Below are 23,582 nucleotides of genomic sequence, written 5' to 3'. Positions count from 1 at the left end.
GAGGCGCTAGTGCTTCCCGGCTTTTATAGTAATCCTAACGCTTCAGGTAAATGGCTAACAAACGCGGTTTTATCGGCCGGATAGCGTTGTGATAACTCGTTAAACATCGCCGCCAGGCGATATTTGTCCTCCGCATTTAGCGTTTTCAGTTCAGCGGCAATCTGCTCCAGCGCGTTGATGGCGGCGTCCTGATCCAGTTGGTTTTCACCGGTGAACTCAAGGAAAATAGCCAAATCGGCGACCACTTTCGCCAGCGCGATTTCACAACGTGTTGGCAATTTCACCTCTCCTTATGGATGCATTTTCAGTTGTTTCGGCGCAAATATCACAAAACGGAACCGCCTTTTTTAACAATCAGCGCTTTCATATGTTCAATGCTGAAAACACCCCATTTACCACCGTAGTCGTTAAAAATTTCAACGGCGAGACGGTACTCTTCCTCAGTGATGGGCGCGTCTTCTTCGACGATATAATCGCAGATCGTTTCAAATGCTAAGCCGCTTTCACCGTAATCGACGTATTCAATGGCAAAACGCAGTTTCTCGGCGTCAACACGCCCGGCGAAACGTGCGCCAAAGACTTTGATGCCTTCGCGCATTACGATCCTCTCTTGTCCCGCGATTCGTTGACCAGTGCGCAGACCACCGGCACAGATACAGACAGCAAAAACAGCACAATGCTGGTCATTGCGTTATCGGCGTTTTCACGCCAGTTGCCGAGCAGCGCTGAAAAGAGAAAAAATCCCGCACCGCAGAGCAGCATCACCTTGCCAAAAAGGCGATTCGCCCGATACCAGGCCGTGTTATCCCGTAAGGTTAGCGTGGTGCGCACGCCGTAAAAACGATTGGGTTTGATACGCTGCCGCGCCAGCGGAATGGCAACCGCCATTAACACCAGCATCCCAACGCTGAGGGAGAGAAAGATGTCGTTCATTGCGGGCTCCTGCTGACACACATTGCGGACGTTTGCTGTAGCAAAACATCATTATCCCGACAACGTGATAAAGCAACGGCTATCCCTGAGTGAGATAGCGCATGTTTTAGCGGACGGAAGAAACCCGCGCACCAGACGATGCGCGGGAAAGTGCGTGGTTTAGAAGAAGGTCAGCAGACTGAGGTTAAAGCGGTTATCCTGCGATTCGCCGCTTTGATTGCCGCGCGCGTATTCCAGCGTCAGCAAGGCGCTGTTCGGGCTGGCGGCCTGGCTGGCGCTCAGGCGCAAACCGGCACCGTACGCGCTACCGTGCACCTCTTTTTTCTCCAGCGCCGTCGGTTTTGCCTGGCTTACGGAACCCAGCGAACCAAAGACGTACGGCATTACCGCGCTACCAAGATCGGGTGCCCAGGAGAACGCGCCCAGCGGCTGCGGCAAGCCAACTTCAGCACGCGCGGCCAGGGCGCTATCGCCGCTGACCGTGCCGGAATCAAACGCCGAAAGCCAGCTGCTACCGCCAAGTGAAGCCTGCTCAGAGGACGGCAGTGCCTGATCAAACGAGGTCTGCGCAAGACCAGAAAGTGAGAGCTGCACCTTGCCATCCACCAGCGGCTGACTGTAATTCATGGTCAGCTCCAGCTTCTGGAAATCTGGATCGGCACCGTTTCTGCTCATCGGCAGGTCGGTGGTGCCGTGGCGTGCGCCCAGGCCATCGACGCCAAAAGAGGCCGTCAGACTGGAGGCGAAACGCGCGTCAAAATCAGTGGTGTAATCCATCGACTGCGCGAGGCGCACAATGCGCAGACGATCATCGGTGAACGGCACGTCGTTGTTATTGAACTGCAAATGTTGCGTTTCGTTTTGCACATCCAGCGACAGCAAGGTCGAGGTATTGAAATCACGCGAACGTACCCAGTGATAACCCAGGCGTGTCGACAAACGCTGGAAATGATCGCGCGAGGTCAACCCGCTGTCAGTTTTCGGTTTGGTACGGCTGTCCACCCCTTCAACGTTCATCCACAAGCCATCAGTGCCGAGCGGCACGACTAAGCCGAGCGCCCACTGGCGGTTACGCGGCTGCGTATCCGTAAATGGGTTATCGCCGCGCGGGTAACCGTTCAAGCGCACGTATACCTGCTCGCCAAAGCCGGCCAGGTTGTTAAGCTGCCCGCCGAGCCCGAGTGAGTACTTACCCAGTTCGTCAGAAAGGCCGTTATCAAAAGTCACCAGCCCGGCAACCGGATCGTAGCGACCATCAACAATCAGCACCGTTGAGCCCGGTTTGCTGCCCGGTTTGAGGGTCGATTTCAGCATCACGCCCGGCGTGTCGCCAGCCAGCAGCAAACGCCGCTCCAGCGCTTTGCGGGTTAAATGCTTTTCGCCCACCAGCGGTTGCAACAGGCTTTCTACCCGGCTGCGCGCGGTATCTGGCAGCGCAGAGGCATCCACTTTTTCCACATAGCCGTCGGTAATCACCACGCGCAGCGGCGCACCATCTTTGATCTGTTGCGGCGGCAGGCTGACGCGCGCCAGCAAGTAGCCCGCTTTGATGTAGGCGGTTTCCAGTTCCTGCGCGGCGGCAAACAAATTCGCGGCAGAGACGCGGCGACCTTTGACGCGCGATTCAATACGCGCCGTTTCGCTCGCTAACTGCGGGAAACCACCTTCAACCCGCAGGCCGGCTGGCGTGACAAACAGTTTTTCCGCGCCGTTCGGCGCAGTAAGCCCGGTGGTGGCAGGCAGCGTAATGCCGCCGCTGGTATGCTGCTGAACCGGCGCATAAGAGGGTTGCACCAATTGACCCGCGCTGGGAGCCGCCATCGCGGCTCCTGCGTGTAAGCTCGCGGCGATACTCAGGCTCAGCAATGTCGGTGCTAAAAATGAAGATTGTGAAAATAAACGCATGAGTTATCTCTTATTTTTACTTGCCGGAGCAGGAAAGGGCTAAATCCGCGCCCATGGAACAAACCGCACCCGCCAGACGAGGATCCGCCGTGGCGATAACCGTGTTATCCGCACTACCAGCGCTGCTGGCATCATGGGTTACCAGCATCGTGTTACCGGTTAACTGACGCGTCACATCCTGCGCAGAAACACGGTTGCCAATGGTGGCGGCTAACGGCGTTGATACCGGCGTCTGTGTCGGAGTAGGTGTCGGGGTTGGCGTGCTCGGCTGGCTATTCACCACAAGCGTACCGTCGATATAGCTGATGGTGTAGTTACCCAGCCCGTTACCTGTGGCACCGCTACCGTTGATGCCATAGCTGCCAACATTGGCGGTCGCTGCTGAACCTGCGCTGTTCAGCGCCACGCCAGTCACCGTGTCGCCATTGAGCAGGCCGAGCACGCTGTAATCGCTCAGGCTGGCAATGTCGCCGTAGGTTTTGCTGGCGTTGCCCGCGTTAATCACCAGTTGCGCTGGCGTCACGTTCAGCGAGCCCGCGCCGTAGCTGATGGTGTAGTTCGACAAGCCGCTGCCGTTCGCATTGCTAGCGTTGATGGCATAACTGCCCACACCCGCGGTGATGGCGGCGCCAGCGCTGCTGAGCGCGACATCCGTTACCGTATCGCCGTTTAACAAGCCCACAATGCTGTAGCCACTTACGTTCGCCGCATCGCCGTAAACCTTGCTGGCGTTTGCAGCGGTGATGGTCAGCGTCGCGGGTGTGACGGTCAGATTGCCGTTGTGATAAACAACGTTGTAGTTGGAAAGCCCGGTACCCGTCGCGTTGCTGCCCACGATGTTATAGCTACCCACACTGGCGGTTGTGACAAACCCTGTGCTGGTATAGGTCATACCATTCACGGTATCGCCATTGACCAGACCTTGCGCGGTGTAATTTATCGACCCCGGCAACTGGCCATACACTTTGCTGGCATTGGCGATATCAACGATAAGTGTCGCGGGGGTGACCGTTGCGCCAGCGCTCACAATGCTGGCCGCCTGCCCATTGGCTTTGACCGCATTTAGACCTGTGGTATCCAGCACGTAGCTGCCGACGTTATCGGTGCTTCTCAGGCCGTTAGTCAGGCTGCCGCTGACGGCGTTCCAGAATCCGGCACCGTAGTAAGTCGTAATCGGGTTCGTACCATAGATAGCAGTCTGCGCCACGCCAACAATGCCGGAAACGCCAAACAACGCAGGCGCGGCGGAACCGGTGGCCGGCGCCCAGACTTTATTATCCAGCCCGATAAAGCTCGCACTGTTGTTCATTTGCGCAGCGGTTAAACCGGTAATCGCTTCCGTACCGCTCGCGCCGCGCCCGATACCTGCCGCGACGTTATCGCTATTCCAGTAGAGGTTCGTTAGCGTTCCGCTCCCGCTTTTGGAACCCACCAGCCCGCCAATCGCGCTGGGGGTTGAGGTCACGTTGATGGTGTTGGTTGCAATACCACCGCTGATCGTTCCGGTGTTACTGCCCGCCAGCCCGCCTGCCTGCGCGTTCAAACCCGCGTTAATCACGCCGGAGGAATAGACGTTAGTGATACTTCCGGCGTTATTGCCTGTCAGCCCGCCGACATAGCCAATCGCGCCGCCCATCCCGCTGCCGGTAACGCTACCGGAAGCGTAACTGGCGCTAATGGTGCCGCCTGCCATGTTGTAGCCAGTTAAACCGCCGACATACTGCAAGCCGTTACCGCTGGTGCCGGAGAGGTTCAAAGAGCCATCGAAATAACTTTGCGTAATATTTTTGCTGTTTTGCCCGACCAGGCCGCCCCAGTAAGACCAGTTAGCGGTGTTCGTCGCAGTAATTGACGCCCCCGAACGGCTGTAGGAGATCTGCCCGGCGTTGTTACCCACCAGCCCGCCCATATAGGCCGTGGCGTCAGACGAACGGGTCAATGAACCAAGTACCGTTGAATAAGCGATAGTGCCGGTGTTGTAGGCTGCCAGCAGCCCGGCGTAGAACGGTGACGTCGAAGACGCGGTTAGCTGCGCCGAGTTCAGCCCCATGTTACGGATGGTGCCGGTGTTATAACCGAACAAACCAACATAGGTATCCGCACTGTTAATTGTCAGGCTGGAGATAGTGTGCCCCAGCCCCGTGAAGATGCCGCTAAACGGCGCACTGGAAGAAATGCCGACCAGAGAAGAGCTGTATGTGTTGCCAATAGCAAGAATGTTTTGCGCCAGCGCGTATTTGCCCGCAAGCCCGGTGCTGTCAATGGCATCGAGATCCGCCATCGTGCGGATCAACGTGTAATTCTGGCCGCCAATGGTCAATGAGGCATTCGCACCAGGGATGGTTATCTGTTTGCCAGAGAGCAGCGTGTAATCTTTGCCGATACCATAATTCAGCGCCAGGCCCGCATTCGTGCCCGTCGCTGAGATATTACCGTTAAGAATGATATTGCCCGCCGCCGCCAGCGTTAAGGCGGTGTCGGTTGTCCAGCTAAGGTTCGTGGCAAGCGTGATGTCGCCATTCTGGCTGCCAGTCGAGCCGGTGGAGACCGTGACGTTGGCGGTAGAAAGCGCGTTTTGTAACGTGGTCACGTTAATAACGCTATCGTCCGCGCTGGCGCTAAAACCAGTACCGCTGTCTGCCGCCGTGGAGATCACCACGTTATGCGGATCGAGCAGCAGGTTGCCGAACTTGCCGCTGTCGGCAGAAAGATCGGTGCTGCCAGTGTAGGCCAGTTTGGCTTTGCCGGAGACTTCCGCTTCGCCGCCTTTGCCGCTGCCCGCGCCGCGCGCGCTGATTTTACCGCTGAAGGTGGTTTGATTATCCGACCACACCACCACATCGCCGCCGTTGCCCTGGGCTGTGGCATCTGCCGTGATGCGGCTGGCGCTGTCAATTTGTGTGTTGGTGGCGCGTTGTGTGCTGCCTTTTCCCTGGCGCTCGCCGCCGATGCTAATTTTGCCACCACCGGTTTTGCCGGACGCATCCACCTTCGCGCCCGCCAGCGCAATGTTGTCGCCAGTGACGGTGATTTTTCCGCCCGCACCGTCGCTTGATTTCGCGCTCAACGTGCCGGAAAGAGACACGTTGCCGCCTTCGCCGCCGCCAATCACGATAGAGCCGTTCTGACCGCTGACGCTGTCGGCTTCAACCACGCCGCTCAGGTTGATAGCGTTACGCGCCGCATTGCGTGCGGTAGCGGCAGTCATGATAACCGAACCGCCCTGCGCCGACACGGTGCCGCTGTTGTCGATCAGCGCCTCTTTCACGCCGGAATTGCTCGGTACAGCAACCTGCAAGAAGCCATCGCCGGAGAGATCCAGCGTGGCCGATTCCCCTGCCCCCAGCCCCACTTTGCCGACCGGGACATTGATTAAGCCGTCGTTTTTGACGTTGCCACCAATCAATGCCGCATAGCCGCCGCGCCCAACGCTTATCACGCCCGCGTTGCTTACTTCGGCAGACGAACCGTTGCCGGTGAAGACGCGTTTACCTTTCAGGAAGTCTTCATCTTTAATATCCAGCGTCGAGGCAACAAAGCCGCCGCCGGTTTTTACCGTGCCGCTCGGCGTAATAGCAATGCCGTTCGGGTTCACCAGGTAGACCTGACCATTGGCCGTTATCGAACCGGCGATAGTAGATTTTGTTGCGCCGGTGACGCGGTTAAGGATCGCGGAAGAGCTGCTCGGCTGAACGAAATCGACCGAATTGCCCTTGCCGACGGAGAAACTGTTCCAGTTAACAATCGCCGTACTGGAGTGCTGGTTCACCGTGACGGCGGAACCATTTTGTCCAATGGAAACCTGCCCCGCTGCGACATTCGCACCGGTGGGCAACTCGCCCGCCAGCGCCGGTGCGGCGCAAAGGGCGCTGACAAACAGCGCGATAAAACGTTTCGTGAAAACCGGTGGCGTGTGACTGCCCTGGTGCTGAGCTGAAGATCGGCAAAACGATGATGTCATGGGCATCATTCCTGTGATGGCAAGAAGAGTAATGGGTGTTTACTCGCAAGTTGCTATTTGCAAAGCAACGTTACATCCCTTGCAGCTCAACAGGTCTGAACTGTCGCTATTGCAGAATTATGTAAATGCGCTGTAACAATATGGTTATCGTCACCTTAAGATAAATCTTTATCATTTCGGACACATCTCGTTGCTTATTTTCACAAATAAAAATAAGCGATTGATAAGAGGGATGTTCTGCCGGGTAGCAGTGTGCTGACCCGGCCAGTCTACGTGGTCAATTCTGCGTGGTTACACGATTGATCCCCATCGCCATTACTTGCGCCGGGTCGAACAGCGACAAACTTTCAACCTGCGAAAGCAGCAGCACTTTGCGAAAATCGAGCGCCGAGCGGGGCTGTGAGGCGAGATCAATATTATGCGCGTCATACCAGGCGCTGTAGTTGTGCTCGACGTGCAGATCAAGGGTACTTTCATCGCAATAGCCGCTGAGCATCGGGATCAGCACAATATTATTGGCATCGCCGCTATCAAAAGTCACGGTGTGGATCATGCCAATGTAGATGCGCTGTGATTTGAGTGTGATCCACGCCAGATCACCCATCTCCATACACTGATAAATCAGCCCTTCAACGCCATTGGCACGCGAAAGGTGTTTATACAGCTCGCGGCGGCCATTGCTGTCCAGCCTGGCGCTGCCGGACCAGTTCGAGCGCCACAGGCAAAAGAACACCGCAAAGGCGAGCATAATCACCACCGGTGCCTGGATACCCAAAAAGCTCCAGTTCATAAAACTCATGTGCAAATGGTGTTGTTCCGGGCCAAAGACCGCAGGCCATGCGTTCATCACCACCGATGCCATCAACAGACACAACCACAACAGCGCCGTCGCCAGGATCCCTTGCAACACAAAAACGCAGCCATACAGCGCCACCAGAAAGTACACATCCCAGCCGAAGCTGCGTTTGAATTTAAAGCGGGTGGAAAGATCGTGCGAGGTGTACCAGTAGCCGCAGACCATCAACACCATAAAGATTGCCGTTCCCATTCTACGCCCTCTTTAACGTGTCGACGTGGCGTTTGAAATCTTCCTGCACGCGCTGGCAATGGATATTCACCGACGTATTGCCATCGGCATCGACAACGATACGTTCGCCATCTTCAATCGCGTCCTGAATTTCATTGTGGCTCATCACCTGCAACAATCTGTCCGGGCTTGCGAATAATGAATACAACATTTTTTTCATCTCTTACCTCCGCAGCCAAGTATAGAAACCCTGTAGCGCGTGTGGCGGTTTTCATCCGGTTCCTACTGCCGCACGGCTTTTCGATCAGATTGTCACTTTTACGCAATACGTTGTCCGCTGTGCGGGCGCAGCGGAGGGTCACGGCGTGGAAACTGAAACCACACCCTGCGGAGACCCGAAAAATGTTAACGACCCCTGCTGAGAAATATCAACGTCACACGCCCGTAGCGCTGCGCGATCGCCGCTGGCCGGATAACGCGCTGAACTGCGCGCCGCGCTGGCTCTCTACCGATTTGCGCGACGGCAACCAGGCCCTCGCTGAGCCAATGGACGCCGCGCGTAAGCTGAAATTCTGGCAATTGCTGCTCGACTGCGGCTTTAAAGAGATTGAAGTGGCGTTCCCGTCCGCCTCGCAAACGGATTTCAATTTCGTGCGCCAGTTGATTGAGGAACAACGCATTCCGGACGATGTAACCATTCAGGTATTAACTCAGGCGCGGGAAGATCTGATTACCCGCACTTTTGCTGCGCTACAAGGCGCAAAGCGCGCCACGGTGCATCTGTATAACGCCACCGCGCCGGTGTTTCGCGAGCAGGTCTTTCGCCAGAGCCGCGAGGAGATCGTCGCGCTGGCGGTGAACGCGGCGCAGCATATTCGTCGGCTGTGCGAAAACGCACCGGAAACCGAGTGGATTTTCCAGTACTCGCCGGAAACCTTCTGTTTTACCGAAGCGGAGTTTGCGCTGGCGATTTGCGAAGCCGTCGCCGATGTCTGGGAACCGGGCGCGACACGGCCGATGATCATCAACCTGCCAGCCACGGTGGAAGTGAGCATGCCGAATGTGTATGCCGACCAGATTGAGCACTTTTGCCGCCACTTCTCGCGCCGCGAGCAGGTGTGCATCAGCGTGCATACTCATAACGATCGCGGAACCGGGATTGCCAGTGCCGAACTGGCGCTGCTCGCCGGTGCGGAGCGCGTGGAAGGCTGTCTGTTTGGCAACGGCGAGCGCACCGGCAATGCCGACCTGGTGACGCTGGCGCTGAATCTGTATAGCCAGGGCATCGCGCCGGGGCTGGATTTCAGCCAGATGAAAAAGGTGGTTGAGATCGTTGAAGAGTGCAACCAGTTACCGGTTGCGCCGCGCCATCCCTATGCTGGAGAACTGGTGTTCACGGCCTTTTCCGGTTCGCATCAGGACGCGATTAAAAAAGGCTTTGCCGCGCGGCAAAACAACCCGGCTGCATTCTGGGAAGTGCCTTATTTGCCGCTCGATCCGGCGGATATCGGTTGTAGTTACGAAGCGGTTATCCGCGTGAATAGCCAGTCGGGCAAGAGCGGCGCGGCATGGCTTCTGGAGCAGAACCACGGTCTGAATTTGCCACGCAAACTTCAGCAGGAATTCAGCCAGCATGTGCAGGAGGCGGCGGATGCGGAAGGCAAAGAGATGTCGCAAATGGCTATCTGGAACCTGTTTCGCCAGACCTACGGGCTGATGGAGCGCCCACCACTGAAACTGATTGAATATGTCTGCACCAACCAGCCGGGGCAGCGCACCACGTTACACGCAGAGATCCTTTACCACGACAAAAAACTGAAGCTTGACGCCAGCGGCAACGGTTTTCTTTCCGCCGCCATCACTGCGCTATGCCGCAGCTTGCAGGTGGAGATCAACATTGAGAGCTACCATGAGCATACGCTCGGTAAGCACAGCGACAGCCGCTCGGTCGCCTATGTCTGCTGCGAGGATAAGCACGGCACGCACGCCTGGGGTGTCAGTATCGATAGCGACATTACCCGCGCCTCGTTGCAGGCAGTGTTAAATGCCGCACAGCCCTTTATTACGACGTAAAGTAATCGCCGGGCGGTACGCCCATCACCCGGCGAAACATGGCGCTGAAAGCGCTGGGGTTGGCATAACCGCACTCCAGCGCCACTTGCGTGACCGGCTCGCCATGCGCCAGCCGGGTTAACGCCGCCAGCAAACGCGCCCGTCGTAACCATTCGCTGAACTGCAAGCCGGTCTGCTGATAGAAATGGCGCGACAAGGTTCGCCCGCTCATGTTGACCTGGCGAGCGGCGTTTTCCAGCGTCCACTCACCCGCCGGATCACATCGCACCGCATCACAAAGCTGTTTTAACCGTGCGGAAGTGGGTTCCGGCAGGCAAAACGGCAGCGTATTCATCAGACGGATTTCATCAAGGATCAGTTCGTAAATGCGCTCTGCGCGGCTGCCTGCCTGATACGCCTCTGGCAATTCCAGCGCATTCAGAATCAACGCACGCAGCAAATCGCTGACGCGCACCACCTGGCACACCATCGGTAAATCAGCTCGCGCCAGCGATTCGACAAACACGCCGCGCGCCTGCACTTCACCATCAATGCGTAGCGCGTGGGACACCAGCGCGGGTATCCACACGCCACGCCCCGGCGGCACAATCCACATGCCCTGCTGCGTTTCCACGCGGATCACCCCGCTCAGGGTGTGAATCAGTTGATCGCACGGATGCGTATGCCAGTGTTCATGTTCACCATGCCGATAATCATGGGCGTAAGGGATCACCGTGCGGTGGGAAAAATCGAGGGCGAATGTCTGTTTCACGGCGTGACCGTTGTTATTTTGCAGGGTGACACTACCTTAATCACCGCCACGCGTGCTGTCATTTATTTCTCCCGGCACAGCGGGCAGTTGTGGCAATACGCCACCGGCGTTGAGGCCTTGTAGTAAAAACAGCAGGTGCGACGAAAACGCACCATCTTGCCCGCCGCGTCTTTTTGCGCCGGTCGGCGAAAGCGCTTCAGCGGATTCCAGGCTGCACCAAACAGTTGTGGTGCAGCCGCGTCCAGCAGCCAGGCGAAATCCGCCTGCTGGCGCTGCGCCTGCTGGGCGTTTAGCCCCTCCATTCGCCCCTGATAGAGCGAGTAAACGCGCACGGCGGTGTTTTCCCATAAAATGGCTTCCGGCAAGCCGCTTACCCGCGCCAAGCTCTGCCACAACGGCGCTAAATAGTCGCGAAACAGCGCGCCAACCACCGTTTCGCGCCACGCGTCGCGCTGACCAGGAAGGTAATGCGTTACCGTGACATCCACCGGCAGCGACGAGCTCCACTGCCCGTTGTCGTGCGCGTACTCCAGTCGGCTGGCGTAAAGGCTTAACGGCAAGCCTTTATCAAACACGCTCATCGCGTACAGCACATTCCCGGTCGCAAGGAAGGCCAGCCGTTTGGCGAGCAGCGACGCGGCAATCGCCAGATCCGGCGCGCCAATCAACGGCATCACCCGTTGTAATACTGCGCGGCAGGTGTTTGCATCCAACATCGCCTGCGCCGGTACGCTGCGCACGTCGGTTTGCGCCAGCGAACGCAGACGGAAAGTGCGTTGCAGATACGAACGTTCGTCAACCGTCAGCATCTGACGCTCCCGGAAAAGGAATGCACAACGGCGTATGGAAAAAAGGATCGTCGATGATGCGACAGCGCAGGTTAAACACGTCATTGACCAGCGTTTCGGTCATTATCTGCTGCGGCGCACCCTCAGCATAAACACGCCCGTCATGCACAGCGACGAGATGATCGGCATAACGGCAGGCGAGGTTGAGATCGTGCAAAACCATCACAATGGTTTTGCCCTGCTGTCGGTTGAGCTGGCGCAACAGTTCGAGGATCTCAATTTGGTGTGCCAGATCGAGATAGGTGGTCGGTTCGTCCAGCAAGAGTGTATCCGTGGCCTGCGCCAGCGTCATGGCAATCCACACGCGCTGGCGCTGCCCGCCGGATAACGCATCTACCGGGCGATGCTGCAACGCGTCGGTTCCTGTCAGGCGCAGCGCGGCATTCACCTGCTGCTCATCCTCTTGCGACCACTGGCGCAGCCAGTTCTGATAAGGAAAACGCCCCAGACTCACCAACTGACGCACCGTGATACCTTCTGGCGCGACAGGCGTTTGCGGCAAAATGGCCAGCTTGCGGGCAATCTCCGCCGTATTGCTAGCGTGAATGTCCAGACCATCAAGAATAACGGTGCCAGATTGCGGCGTCAGCAAGCGCGCCATGGCTTTGAGCAGCGTGCTTTTGCCACAGCCGTTGCTGCCAATCAGCACCGAGACTTTCGCACCAGGCAGAGTTAAATCCAGCGCGTTAATCACCTGCCGCTGTTGATAGCTGACACTCAGCTTTTGCGTTGAGAGAGACACATTTTCCCCATCAGATTACGTCCGCTGCCGAATCAGCAGCCACAAAAAGAACGGCGCACCGGCCAGCGCCACAAAAATCCCTGCCGGTAAATCAGCAGGCCGAAATAGCGTTCTGGCGAACAGGTCGGCGATAACCACCATACAGCCAGCGCTACAAATGGTGACAAACGCCTGACCGAAAAAGCCCTGACGTACCACAAGCCTTGCCAGGTGTGGCGCGATCAGCCCGACAAACGCCATCGCGCCTACTTGCGCAATCGCCCCGCCGGAGAGCACCACACAACTTAGCAGTAACAGCACCCGCAGCGGCTGCACCCGTACGCCAAGGCCGATGGCAAGCACGTCGTCCAGTTGCAGGGTTTTCAGATAGCGCGTCAGAAACAGCAGCACCGGCAACGCCCATGCATACACCGCCAGCAGGCGCAGCACTTTGTCCCAGGTGGCGGCATACACGCTGCCGCTCAACCATACCCAGGCAGAAAAAGTGGTGGTCAGCGGGCTGAACACCAGCACCAGCGTCACCACCGCACCCGCCAGGGCTGAAACGCCAACACCGGTGAGGATCAGCCGCAACGGCGTCAGACCTCTGCGCCACGAAAGCAGAAAGATCAGCCCGACGGCACAGGCCGCGCCGCACATCGCCGCATACGGCAAGAGCGCGCTGCCATATTGCAGGCTGAAAAAGGAGAGCCACAGCAACGCACCGGCACTCGCCCCGGCGGTTACGCCGAGCGTATCCGGCGATGCCAGAGGGTTGCGCACTAGCGTTTGCATGATCAACCCGGCAAGCCCCAGCCCGCCGCCTGCCAGCATCGCCAGCGCCACGCGCGGCAAACGCAACTGATGCAGAATAAAACTGTGCGTGCTTGCGTCCGGCTGCACCAGCAATCGAAGCGTTTGCGGCAGCGAGAACGCCACATCGCCAGTGCTCAATGCCACCAGCGCGACCAGCAAAGTCATCGCCGAGCAAGCGAGTAATAGCGGTAGTAAACGCCGGGAGTAGTCGCGGGAAAACGGCCCGCAGCGGAAAAGCTGGCTATCCGGCATGGTTCCCCCTACGTTGTGCCAGCAGGATAAAAAACGGCGCGCCCATCAGTGCGGTCATCACGCCAACCGGCAACTCCTGCGGCAGAATCACCACGCGCGCCGCGATGTCTGCGGCCAGTAACAGTAACGCACCGAGCAAGGCGCAGGCCGGAAGTGTCTGGCGCAGGTCGCTGCCAAATAACTGGCGCGCCATATGCGGCACCATCAGCCCGACAAAGCCGACATTTCCCGCCAGCGCCACGGCGCATCCCGCCAGCCCCACCACCAGCATGCTCGCCAGCAGTCGCACCAGCGCGATGTTTAGCCCCAGGCCACGGGCAATCTCTTCTCCGGCGTTGAGCACGTTCATCTGCCCGGCGAAAAAACAGGCGGCAACCACCAGCAGCGCCCCGGGGAGCAACATCGGGTATACGTGCTGCGCATCGTTGCCCGCCAGGCTACCGGCCAGCCAGAACAACATGGTGTCGAGACTTTCCTGATCGATAACGAGAATGGCCTGGGTAAACGCATTGCACAGCGCGGTGATCGCCACACCCGCCAGCACCAGCCGCAGCGGATTAAGCTGCCCGTTACTGACTTTACTGGCAAACCACACCAGCGTGCCGGTGGCACACGCACCACTAAAAGCCAACAGCAGTGTGACCCACGGATCGCCGATGGCAAAAAAACTGCCCGCCAGCACAATCAACAGCGCCGCGCCCGCATTGACACCAAACAGCCCCGGCGAGGCCAGCGGATTGCGGGTCAATGCCTGCATCAACGCGCCCGCCACGGCGAGAAACGCGCCCACGCCAACTGCCAGCAGTGTGCGCGGCAAACGCGAGGTGCGAATAATGATATCCACCGCGCTGGTGGGATCGGCATGCAGCAGCGCCTGCGTCAGTTGGGTGAATGAATAAAACCGCGCGCCAGTCATTATGCTGAGCAACATCAGCGCCAGCAACAGCAGGCCACAGAGCAGAAAACGCCCACTCATACGCGCCCCCGGTTGAGCGCCTGTTCGACATCACTGAGCATCTGGTTAGCGCCAAGAATGCCGCCGGATAAGCTCCACGGCACGCTATCCACCTCCCACAGTTGCCGCGTTTTCACCGCGCGAAGTTGCTGCCACAGTGGGTGCGCCGTTAGCGTGTGGTACTGGCGCATGATGGCCGGGCTGTTGGCCCGCAGCAAAATAAAAAACAGATCGGCATCCAGCAGCGGAATATTCTCCATGCTGGAAAAGCGCAACGACGCGCTGTGCGCCTGCAGGGCCTGGGCGTTCCAGGCAAATCCCACTTCGGACATCACCGAGCCGGGAAAGCTGTTCGCCACATAGCTGCGAATGTGGTCAGGGCGCACTTCAATCACCGACACCTGCGGCGCTGGCTGCCCGGCAAAACGTTGTTGCATCAGGCTGCGCAGCGCAGCGATACGCGCATCCCAGCGCTGGAGCAGTTGCGCGGCGGTGTTTGTCAGGGCGAGTTTTTGCGCCACTACCGTCAGCGTTTTTTTGAATTCAAAAACATCGTCCAGCAGCGTAACAGGGGCGATTTTCGCCATTAAAGGCGCGACATCCTGGTGGCGAAAACGGGAAGCAAAAATGATATCGGGTTGCAGCAGCGCGATCTTTTCCAGCGCGGGCTGCGTCTCCAGCCCCAGCTGTGGCACGCCGGAAAGCTGCGAGCGCAAATAGCGGTAGACTGGTTTTTCCGCCCAGGATTCAACAATGCCGCAGGGCGTGACACCCAGCGCGGCCAGGCTGTCGGTTGCCCCCTGAAACAGAGAAACCGCGCGCGGCACGCCGGGTTTGGCAAACAGCGTGGGTGAAACACTGCACAACAGTAGCGCCTGCAAGCCGCGTCGGCGCGAAAGAGAGAAAGCGAGTTCGTTTTTCATCATCCACTCAAACCGCCCCGCTCAACGGGGCGGTAACACTCAGAAATCGAGACTGTAGCCCAGCGTCGCGGTGCGACCCCGCCCGGCGAAATAGCGATCCGGATCAACAGACGCGCTTTGCGAATAGTAGGTGATGTACTGTTTATTCAGCAGGTTAGAAATCCCAAGGCTCACCTGCCCGTACGGCAGCTTGTAGCCGACCGCCGCATCCACCAGCGCATAGCCGGAAAAGTCTTTTTCCGCATCGTCGAATTTCTTGCTGAGCGCCCAGTTGGCTTGCAGGAAGGTGCTCAACTGCGCATTCCAGTTTGCCGACCAGCTGGCGATGATGCGATCGGGGGCGATGTTTAAGCCATCGAGTTTTGCATCTAGACTGCCGTTGTCGTCGCTGTCATACCGGCCGCGCATGTGTGACCACGACAAGGTTAATTTGTGATCGGCATTCGGGCTGTAACCGGCGCTCACTTCCACACCGTCAATCTCGGTCTTTTCGCGACGGGCGACAAACGCGTCGTTGACCAGCTCAACGCGACTGCCGAGCTTCGAGGTGGACTGGTAGTAACTGGCTTCGAAATCAAACGGCGCGTGTTGTACGCGAAAACCGATTTCGCTGTTTTTGGTGACGATCGGTTTCAGACCGTTGTAGTCATCCAGTTTAATGCCCGGCGTGTCGATGCCGCGCAACACGCGCCCGACATCCGGCACGGTAAACCCTTCGCTGTAGCTGGCGAACAGGCTTAACGGTTCAACCGGCGTCCAGACCACACCGGCGTTATACAGCGTCTGGTCGAACGATGGCGTGCCGCCTTCCACGGTTACCCGGTCGTTGGCCCACACGGTTTGATAGCTGTCGATATTCAGCCGGGCGTATTCATAGCGCACGCCGCCGCTTAATTTCACCGATTCAACTGGCGTGTATTCCAGTTGCAGGAACGGTGACAGATCGGTGTAGTTAATTTCCGGCACGTAGGTGCGCCCGGTGGCCCATAAATCCTGTTTCGAGTTATCAAACAGGGTATCGAAACCCACCGTCGCTTTTATGCGGTCATCCCAGAGATCATCTTTGGTGAGCGCGATTTTGCTGCCGTACTTATCGGTATACGCACGGCTCTGATCGTACAGCATGCCAATGGGAGCAATGGCCGGGTCCTGGAACGACGAGGAATTGGTTGCGCCGAACAGCGCTTCATAACGCTGATAATAGGCCAGCGCCGTCAGTTTCATGCCTGCCAGATTGTAGTTATCGTAGGTGGCACCCACCGTCCACACATCATTGTGCGGCGCGCTGCCTGGCGGGTTACCTTTCTTCGAAGTTGTTAATACACCGTCATCGCGATCGCCTCGCACGCTGACATAGTTATCTTTATTTTTCAGTCGATAGCGGTTAAGGCTCAGTTGTACGCGCTGATCGTTATCCAGCCAGTAACCCACTTTCGCCAGCAGATCCCAGGCGCGGGAATCCATCAAATCGCCCTGCGTGTTATCCACGCCAATGGCATGGTTATCGGCGTCTTTGAACAGCCCCTGATCTTCGTAGCTCAGTGCGAACAGGTAATCGATGTACTCTTCGCTGCCATTGATGCTGTAGTTGGTTTTATAGGAAAGCGTATCGCGGTCAAATTCCGCCGTGGGCGTGGTGGTTTCCACGCTGACGTGCTGGTTGACGGTGCCCGGTTTCGCGCGTTTGGTGATGATGTTGATCACCCCGCCCGTCGCGCCGACGCCGTTGCTGGCGTTCGCCCCTTTGATCACCTCAATGCGCTCGATCATTGAGGCGTCGATGGTGTGCATTTCGCGCCCGGTCGGGCGCAGCGGGTTTGATTGCGGTATGCCGTCAATCATCACCAGCGGCGTGCGCCCGCGCAGCGTTTCGCCACTGCCGGACATTTTCTGTCGTGATGGCGAAAACGACGGCAGCAGATTGCTGAGGATCTGCGAGGTATCGGAGGTGATTTGCCGTTGCTGGGCAATCTCTTTTTCACTGATGACTTTGATGACCTGCGGGGAATCATTACGCGAACCGTCGGTTCGGGTGGCGGTCACAATCAGTTCATCATCACTATTTTTCGCGTCCTGCGCATAAAGTGGCGAGGCGAAAAGCAGAGCCATCGCGCCGTACAAAGGGGAAATTCTCATCTAAACAACCCTCAATTTTTATTATTCCCCACTTTTTGCGGGGATCATTCCGTAACAAAATCAAATGACAACAACAAGAAACATTTTGATACTGATTATCATTACCGATAAAAGAATGTAAAGTGAATATTTTCCAGGCGAAATTGAGACACGCAGGAATAGCGCGACGTGAATGGAACAAATGCAACACATAAGCAAAATTAATTAAATTTTGTGTAAGCGGTCTACCCTTTAACAAGCAGATCCTGTGGCTTATCCCGCTTGTTTCCACCAAAAGGAAAGACCAATGCAAACACTCTCCGGGCCATCGCGCGCGACGCTTGCGCTTTACGAACTCTTTAACCCGCTACCCACCGGCTTTTTTGTGGCGGCGTGGGTCTTCGATATTCTGTACCTCAAAACCTTTCAAATCATGTGGACCGACGCGGCAAGCTGGCTTATCGCTATCGGTCTGTTGATTGCCATCCTTCCCCGGCTAATCAACCTTGTGCAGGTTTGGGTGACGCAACGGCATAGCGTTACGAACGCGGAAAAAATCCATTTCTGGCTCTGGCTGGTAGCTATTGTGCTGGCGATTTTTAACGCCTTTGTGCACAGCCGGGATGCTTACGCGGTGGTGCCGCTTGGCGTGTTCCTCTCAACGGCGGTGGTGATTTTGCTGCTGATTGCCCATGTTCAACTCGCCCTGCGCACTCGTGTCCAGTAAGGAAAAAACCATGAATATGTGTAATCGCTTACTGACAGTTGCCGCACTCGCCGCCCTGCTCACCGCTTGCGATCAGGGTGCAAACGTAGACCCGATGAAGCAAGTTGGCCCCGAGCCGGAGCTACCTAAGGCGCAGAATTTCCTGTTACCGCCGATGCAGGTGCCAAAAGGCGTGGCGTGGAAAGCGGGAGAAACACCCAAAGTGCCAGCGGGGTTAAAAATTGAAAAAGTGGCGGATGGTTTGCTGCATCCGCGCCAGCTGTACGTTTTGCCGAATAACGACATTCTGGTCGCCGAGGCCAATGCCCCGGAAAAACCGACCACGCGCCCGAAACAGCTGATTATGGGCCTGGTGCAAAAAGCCTCCGGCAAAGGCGGCCCCGGCGGCAACCGCATCACGTTGTTGCGTAACGCTGGAGGAACATGGCAGAAACACACGTTTATTGAAAATCTGCACTCACCGTTTGGCATGCAGTTGATTGGTAATACCTTGTGGGTCGCCAACGCCGACAGCCTGGTGAAATTCCCGTATCAGCAAGGGGAAACCACCCTCAGCGCACCGGGAGAAACTGTCACCGAACTGCCCGGCGGGCCAATTAACCATCACTGGACAAAATCCCTGCTCGCCAGCCCCGACGGCAGCAAACTCTATGTAGGCGTGGGTTCTAACAGCAACATCACCGAAAACGGCATCGGCGCGGAATATCGCCGGGCGGCGGTGCTGGAAGTGGATGCCGCCACCGGCGCGAGCCGCATTTATGCCAGCGGGCTGCGTAACCCAACCGGGTTGCAATGGGAGCCTGAAAGCGGTGCGTTATGGGCGATCGTCAACGAGCGCGACGAAATTGGTTCCGATCTGGTGCCGGACTATATGACCTCGGTAAAAGAGAAGGGTTTTTACGGCTGGCCGTATAGCTACTTTGGGCAGCACGTGGACGAACGCGTTAAGCCGCCACGCCCGGACTTAGTGGCCCAGGCCATCAAGCCGGATTACGCGCTTAGCTCACACGTCGCCCCACTTGGCTTGTTGTTCTATACCGGTGACGACATGCCGCAGTATCGCGGCGGCGCGTTTATCAGCGAGCACGGAAGCTGGAACCGCACACCGCTCAATGGCTACCAGGTGGTGTGGGTGAAATTTGAGAACGGCAAACCGGTTGGGCAACCGCAGCCGGTCGTGACCGGTTTTCTTACCGATGACCAGAAACAGGTGCGCGGGCTACCGGTCGGGCTGGCGATGGATAAACAAGGCGGTGTGCTGATTGCCGACGACGCCGGTAACGCCATCTGGCGAATCAGCGCACGCTAATCTTGTCGCTGCCTGTTGCCTGCTTTATAACGTTCAGACACGCTTAACGGATGAACACGATGGATAGCAGATTGCAGGCAGCGATTGCGCTGCGCAAACAGGGTCAACACGATAAAAGCCGTCAGGCGCTACAAGCGCTCACAGAAGAGCCTGCGCTGCGTGCACAGGCGTTGCTCAATATCGCCTGGTCGTATGATAACGAAGGCAAAGAGCGCGACGCCGAGCCTCACTACCTGGCAGCGCTCGAAGCCGGATTACGCGGCGAAGACAAGTTCGAGGCGCAGTTTGGGCTGGCGTCAACGTGGCGCTGCCTGGGGAAATATGCGCAGGCGAAAACGCTGTTTGAGGAGATCATGGCAAGCTGGCCGCAGGCCACAGAAGTGCGGCCTTTTTATGCCCTGTGTTTGCATAATCTTGGCGAACACGACAGCGCTATTGCCGTGCTGCTGGCGTCGATTATCCAGCATCCCGACGCCCGCACCGAACCCTACAAAGCGGTGCTGCATCACTACGCGCAGCACCCGCATCAACGCTGGTGATCGGTGTAGCAGTGCCGTTTGCCGCAGTGGACGGCGCGCTGAGGCTAGCTTGCCTGATGGGTTAAACCGTCAATAATCACCTGCTTCATCCCTTGCGAGCAGGGTTCCACACGCCCGCGCACACCGTACACCTGCGCCAGGCTTTCCGGCGTTATCACCTCTCCCGGCACGCCGTTCGCCACGAGCTCGCCTTGTTTGAGGATCAACACATGGTCGCCGTGGCGCAGCGCGATATTGATATCGTGCACCACCACTACGGTGACGATATTGCGGCTGCGCGTTTCCCGCTTCACCAGATCCATCACGTGGAACTGGTAGTTGAGATCCAGCGCGCTGAGCGGCTCATCGAGCAGCAGCAACGACGGCTGGCGGATCAGTGATTGCGCCAGCCCAACTAACTGTTTCTGCCCGCCGGAGAGCTGGTCGAGGTAATGCAACGCCAGATGTTCAATACCGAGCTGACGCAAAAGCGACATCACTTCGGCCTGCTTTGCCGCGCTGTGTAAACCGCCGGAAGCACGCTGCGCCACGATAATCGACTCCAGCACATGCAGGTGAACACCCGCCGGCAGCGATTGTGGCAGGTAAACTACTTGCTCCGCGCGCCGGGCAAACGGCTGGCTGAGCAGGTCTTCGCCGTCCAGCAGCAACTCTCCTTCCGCCTTGTTCAGCCCGGCCATCGCCCGCAACAACGTCGATTTACCGCTGCCATTTGGCCCAAGCAGAATTGTCACTTTGCCGCGCGGCAGATGGGCAATATTGAGATCGCGAATGATCTGCCGCTTGTAATACCCCGCGCCAAACCCGCGCAGGCTCAGGCCGCTCTGGCTCATACACTCCCCCGATGGCGCACAATGATGGTGATAAAGAACGGCACGCCAACCAGCGAAGTGACAATGCCGACCGGAATAATCACGCCATCGATCAGGTTCTTGGAAACAATAGAGGCCAGCGACAACACCAGCGCGCCAATCAACGCGCTACCGGGCAGATAAAAACGGTGATCCTCGCCAAACACCATGCGGGCAATATGCGGAGCGACCAAGCCGATAAAACCGATCGGGCCGACAAACGCCACCGACAGCGCCGACAAAATACTGATGCGCAGCAGCGTCGCCAGCCGCAGGCGACGCACGTTAATGCCAAAACTTATCGCCCGGTCTTCGCCGAGGCGCAGCGACGTCAGTTTCCATGAGCTGAGCATCGACAGCGGCATGATCACCGCCAGCGCCAGCAGCAAAATGCCGAGTTTCTCCCACGACGCGCGGGCAATGCTGCCCATGGTCCAGAACACCAGCCCCTGTAACGTGTCTTCGTTGGCGATAAATTGCAGCATCGACACCAGCGCGTTGAAGGTAAACACCAGCGCGATACCAAAGAGCACCACGCCTGAAGTGGCCACCTGCGTCCAGCGGGTGATGCCGTCCAGCAACAGCGCCGCCAGCAGCGCAAAGAGAAACGCATTCGCCGAGATAAACCACTGCGCCGGAACGCCGGGAATGCCGATGCCAAGCACAATCGCTAATGCCGCGCCAAACGCCGCCGCCGACGACACGCCCAGCGTAAACGGGCTCGCCAGCGGGTTGTTGAGGATGGTTTGCATCTCCGCGCCCGCCAGCCCCAGCGTCAGCCCAACAATGATCGCCATCAGCGCGTACGGCATGCGGATATCCCAGACGATTACCCGCGTTCCGGCATCGGCGCTCGACGGGTCAACCAGCGTTTGCCACAGCATATCCAGCGGCAAGCCGGATGGACCAAGGGTGAAATCCAGCAGCATCGCCGCAGCGATAAACACCACCAGCAGCGCCAACAAACTGACGCGGCGGCGAAGGATCACACGGTAGTTGAGCATCAGGCTGTCCGCAGCCGTGTCCTGCCTCTGCTCGCTTGTTTCCAGCGTGGTACTCATTTGCCCTGCTGCCAGCTATAGACGAAGTTGTTATCCGGCAGTTTGGTGAAGTTTTTGATGATGTGATGGTAGGTCGCATCCGGGTTCAAATCCGCAAACGCCTGCGGATAGATATCTTTCGCCAGATATTCCATGCCGACAATGTTGTACGGATGGTTATAAAAGTGGTGGTAAACGCCATAAACACGTTTTGCGCTGACCGCCGGGATCTGACCGACGCCGGTGCGTTGCAGCAGAACCTGCGCCTGGTTGTTCACCTCAATCTGCGACACATTCAAACCGAGCGGTAACACCTGGCTGTTGCCCCGTTTGGAACCGGTCATAATATAGACATCCGGGTTGACGCTGATGATTTTCTCCAGCGAGATAAACCCGGTTGCGCCCGGCAACAATTCCGAACCGAGGTTCTTCGCGCCGACCGCTTCAACCAGCCCGCCCCAACCGCTGTGGCCGTGAGTAAAACAGCAGCTATCCGCGTTACCAGCCAGCGCTTCGACGAATACTTTCGGTTTCGGGTTGATGGCCGCCGTTTTCTGCTCAATCGCCACCAGTTGCTGGCGATAATAGGCGGTGTACGCCGCCGCGTTGCTTTCGCGGTTAATCACTTTGCCCAGCAGATCGATGCTCGGCGCAGTGTCTTTTGCCGGGTTCACTTCGTAATCAACAAACACCACCGGAATATGCAGCGCGGTCAGTTTGGCCAGCACACCGCTGTCGGCCAGCGCCGGTTTCGCGCGCAGTTGCGCAATCATCAGATCCGGCTGTTTTGCCAGTACGCTTTCCAGATCAACATTGCCTTTATCGCTAAAGCCCATGTCCATAATGCGGGTCGCTTCCGGCCACTGGGTTTTCAACATTTCCCAGGTGGCGATGTCCTGTTTTTTCGCCAGGTTGTTCCATGCCACCAGCCGTTTAAACGGATTGTCGCGATCCAGCAGCGCCATCGTCATGATGTCGCGCCCGTCCTGCAAAATAATGCGTTGCGGTTCGTGTTCAATGGTCACGTTGCGGCCATCAAAATCGGTAACGGTGAGCGGATATTGCGTGGCATGCGCCAGCATGGGAACAGCGAGAAAAGCGGAGAGCGCGAGCGTAAAGAGTGATTTCCCTTGCATAAAAAACAACCCTGCTGATGGTCAGATATTAATGATTTTGATAATTATTATCATGTCAAATTAAACGAAACATATACAACATCAAAAAATATGCTGACCGCAACCCCGCGTTAACATCCTGATTCGTTTTCTCTTTTGCTGACATCGTTTCTTACGGATTTTCACCGGCGCGATGGATTACCTTCGTGCTTTGCTCAAAACCTGCGGAAACCGCCGATGAAATACTCCCTGCTTTTATTGCTGATAACCTTTATCTCCAGCGTGCGGGCCGACGATGCTGTCAAACTTCACTGCCCGACACGCGGCAACCTGACAGTCTCCTTTTTTAACTACAACCTGATAACCATGAAGTGGAGCGACCATTTCCAGGTCGCGTCAGGTAAAGAGCGCAGCAAAACCCAGGCAGGCGTGCCGTTCTGGAGTACCACGTTTGGCAACGGCGACAACTTAGCCTTTTTCCCGGATTCCGGTCAGTACTATCTGTTTTATGCCGGGGCGAAAGCGCCTGAGCAGTGCAGCGAGCAGGGCAGTTTCGTCTACCCGGTTATCACCCCGCCGCGCTATGACAAAAACGCCAGTACGCCACAAAGCCAGGCCAGCACCATTGATAAGGACGTTATTTTGCTGCACCCGGCAACATAAATTCCGCCAGCCCAATTCTGTCGCCTCCCTTATGGCACGCCGCCATCCGGCAAGCAGA

At 57.2% G+C, this 23,582-nt stretch carries 22 protein-coding genes; 5 read left to right on the top strand and 17 right to left on the bottom strand.

Features of this window, described 5'->3' with window-relative positions:
• Window positions 1-23: 23 nt before the first annotated feature.
• The 7 genes from E0L21_RS01110 to E0L21_RS01080 form a co-directional block, all read right to left on the bottom strand.
• Window positions 24-284, bottom strand: coding sequence for a hypothetical protein (locus E0L21_RS01110; protein WP_131406233.1), 261 nt, complete (start codon window positions 282-284; stop codon window positions 24-26).
• A 41-nt stretch (window positions 285-325) separates the two neighbouring features.
• Window positions 326-598, bottom strand: coding sequence for a MafI family immunity protein (locus E0L21_RS01105; RefSeq protein WP_131406232.1), 273 nt, complete (start codon window positions 596-598; stop codon window positions 326-328).
• Window positions 598-933, bottom strand: coding sequence for an SdpI family protein (locus E0L21_RS01100; protein WP_131406231.1), 336 nt, complete (start codon window positions 931-933; stop codon window positions 598-600). Before E0L21_RS01100 ends, E0L21_RS01105 begins: the two co-directional genes overlap by 1 nt.
• A 159-nt stretch (window positions 934-1,092) precedes the next feature.
• On the bottom strand, window positions 1,093-2,754 hold the full coding sequence (locus E0L21_RS01095; protein WP_131406230.1) for a ShlB/FhaC/HecB family hemolysin secretion/activation protein: 1,662 nt from the start codon (window positions 2,752-2,754) through the stop codon (window positions 1,093-1,095).
• Between the two features lie 100 nt (window positions 2,755-2,854).
• Window positions 2,855-6,799 (bottom strand): beta strand repeat-containing protein, encoded by a 3,945-nt coding sequence (locus E0L21_RS01090; protein WP_131406229.1) that lies wholly within the window; start codon window positions 6,797-6,799, stop codon window positions 2,855-2,857.
• 277 nt (window positions 6,800-7,076) lie between these two features.
• The gene (locus E0L21_RS01085; protein WP_131406228.1) at window positions 7,077-7,847 is read right to left on the bottom strand and encodes a hypothetical protein; all 771 of its coding nucleotides are present in this window, start codon (window positions 7,845-7,847) and stop codon (window positions 7,077-7,079) included.
• A gap of 1 nt (window position 7,848) precedes the next feature.
• Entirely contained in the window at window positions 7,849-8,046 is a 198-nt protein-coding gene (locus E0L21_RS01080; RefSeq protein WP_131406227.1) for a hypothetical protein, read from the bottom strand.
• Between the two features lie 182 nt (window positions 8,047-8,228).
• Between E0L21_RS01080 and leuA the strand changes: the two genes are divergently transcribed.
• Complete coding sequence (leuA, locus tag E0L21_RS01075; RefSeq protein WP_131406226.1) at window positions 8,229-9,899, top strand: 2-isopropylmalate synthase; 1,671 nt, start codon at window positions 8,229-8,231, stop codon at window positions 9,897-9,899.
• Here leuA and E0L21_RS01070 read toward each other — a convergent pair.
• From E0L21_RS01070 to E0L21_RS01040, 7 genes are all read right to left on the bottom strand, one after another.
• Window positions 9,889-10,650, bottom strand: coding sequence for an AraC family transcriptional regulator (locus E0L21_RS01070; RefSeq protein WP_131406225.1), 762 nt, complete (start codon window positions 10,648-10,650; stop codon window positions 9,889-9,891). The two genes, leuA and E0L21_RS01070, sit on opposite strands and share 11 nt — an antisense overlap.
• Window positions 10,651-10,712: 62 nt before the next feature.
• Window positions 10,713-11,459 carry an IucA/IucC family C-terminal-domain containing protein gene (locus tag E0L21_RS01065; RefSeq protein ID WP_131406224.1) on the bottom strand — a complete coding sequence of 249 codons (747 nt, stop codon included), beginning with the start codon at window positions 11,457-11,459 and terminating at the stop codon, window positions 10,713-10,715.
• Window positions 11,446-12,240, bottom strand: coding sequence for an ABC transporter ATP-binding protein (locus tag E0L21_RS01060; protein WP_131406223.1), 795 nt, complete (start codon window positions 12,238-12,240; stop codon window positions 11,446-11,448). The genes E0L21_RS01065 and E0L21_RS01060 overlap by 14 nt, the downstream gene beginning before the upstream one ends.
• 15 nt (window positions 12,241-12,255) lie before the next feature.
• Entirely contained in the window at window positions 12,256-13,287 is a 1,032-nt protein-coding gene (locus E0L21_RS01055) for a FecCD family ABC transporter permease (RefSeq protein WP_131406222.1), read from the bottom strand.
• Window positions 13,277-14,263: a FecCD family ABC transporter permease gene (locus tag E0L21_RS01050; RefSeq protein ID WP_131406221.1), complete on the bottom strand. Its 987-nt coding sequence runs from the start codon at window positions 14,261-14,263 to the stop codon at window positions 13,277-13,279. Before E0L21_RS01050 ends, E0L21_RS01055 begins: the two co-directional genes overlap by 11 nt.
• Window positions 14,260-15,168 (bottom strand): ABC transporter substrate-binding protein, encoded by a 909-nt coding sequence (locus E0L21_RS01045; protein ID WP_131406220.1) that lies wholly within the window; start codon window positions 15,166-15,168, stop codon window positions 14,260-14,262. The genes E0L21_RS01050 and E0L21_RS01045 overlap by 4 nt, the downstream gene beginning before the upstream one ends.
• A gap of 36 nt (window positions 15,169-15,204) precedes the next feature.
• Window positions 15,205-17,301, bottom strand: coding sequence for a TonB-dependent receptor (locus tag E0L21_RS01040; RefSeq protein ID WP_407928635.1), 2,097 nt, complete (start codon window positions 17,299-17,301; stop codon window positions 15,205-15,207).
• A 286-nt stretch (window positions 17,302-17,587) separates the two neighbouring features.
• Here E0L21_RS01040 and E0L21_RS01035 point away from each other — a divergent pair, with 286 nt between their 5' ends.
• Genes E0L21_RS01035 through E0L21_RS01025 form a run of 3 tightly spaced genes read left to right on the top strand, consistent with a single transcriptional unit; the run spans window position 17,588 to window position 19,855 of the window.
• Complete coding sequence (locus tag E0L21_RS01035) at window positions 17,588-18,007, top strand: DUF2231 domain-containing protein (protein ID WP_131406219.1); 420 nt, start codon at window positions 17,588-17,590, stop codon at window positions 18,005-18,007.
• 10 nt (window positions 18,008-18,017) lie between these two features.
• On the top strand, window positions 18,018-19,316 hold the full coding sequence (locus E0L21_RS01030; protein ID WP_131406218.1) for a PQQ-dependent sugar dehydrogenase: 1,299 nt from the start codon (window positions 18,018-18,020) through the stop codon (window positions 19,314-19,316).
• A gap of 59 nt (window positions 19,317-19,375) precedes the next feature.
• Entirely contained in the window at window positions 19,376-19,855 is a 480-nt protein-coding gene (locus E0L21_RS01025) for a tetratricopeptide repeat protein (RefSeq protein ID WP_131406217.1), read from the top strand.
• 44 nt (window positions 19,856-19,899) lie between these two features.
• Here the strand turns inward: E0L21_RS01025 and E0L21_RS01020 are convergent, their stop codons facing one another.
• The 3 genes from E0L21_RS01020 to E0L21_RS01010 are packed head-to-tail and all read right to left on the bottom strand — an operon-like array spanning window position 19,900 to window position 22,882.
• The gene (locus tag E0L21_RS01020; RefSeq protein ID WP_131406216.1) at window positions 19,900-20,688 is read right to left on the bottom strand and encodes an ABC transporter ATP-binding protein; all 789 of its coding nucleotides are present in this window, start codon (window positions 20,686-20,688) and stop codon (window positions 19,900-19,902) included.
• Window positions 20,685-21,713 carry a FecCD family ABC transporter permease gene (locus tag E0L21_RS01015; protein ID WP_170312044.1) on the bottom strand — a complete coding sequence of 343 codons (1,029 nt, stop codon included), beginning with the start codon at window positions 21,711-21,713 and terminating at the stop codon, window positions 20,685-20,687. The genes E0L21_RS01020 and E0L21_RS01015 overlap by 4 nt, the downstream gene beginning before the upstream one ends.
• A 50-nt stretch (window positions 21,714-21,763) precedes the next feature.
• Window positions 21,764-22,882, bottom strand: a complete 1,119-nt coding sequence (locus E0L21_RS01010) for an ABC transporter substrate-binding protein (protein ID WP_131406214.1) — start codon at window positions 22,880-22,882, stop codon at window positions 21,764-21,766.
• 216 nt (window positions 22,883-23,098) lie between these two features.
• Here E0L21_RS01010 and E0L21_RS01005 point away from each other — a divergent pair, with 216 nt between their 5' ends.
• Window positions 23,099-23,524, top strand: a complete 426-nt coding sequence (locus E0L21_RS01005) for a hypothetical protein (RefSeq protein ID WP_131406213.1) — start codon at window positions 23,099-23,101, stop codon at window positions 23,522-23,524.
• Window positions 23,525-23,582: the final 58 nt, after the last annotated feature.

The organism is Kosakonia quasisacchari (genome assembly GCF_004331415.1).
GTDB classification, from domain to species: Bacteria; Pseudomonadota; Gammaproteobacteria; order Enterobacterales; family Enterobacteriaceae; genus Kosakonia; species Kosakonia quasisacchari.
Note: the sequence above shows the minus strand (reverse complement) of the source record. Positions and strands in the feature narration are given on the sequence as shown.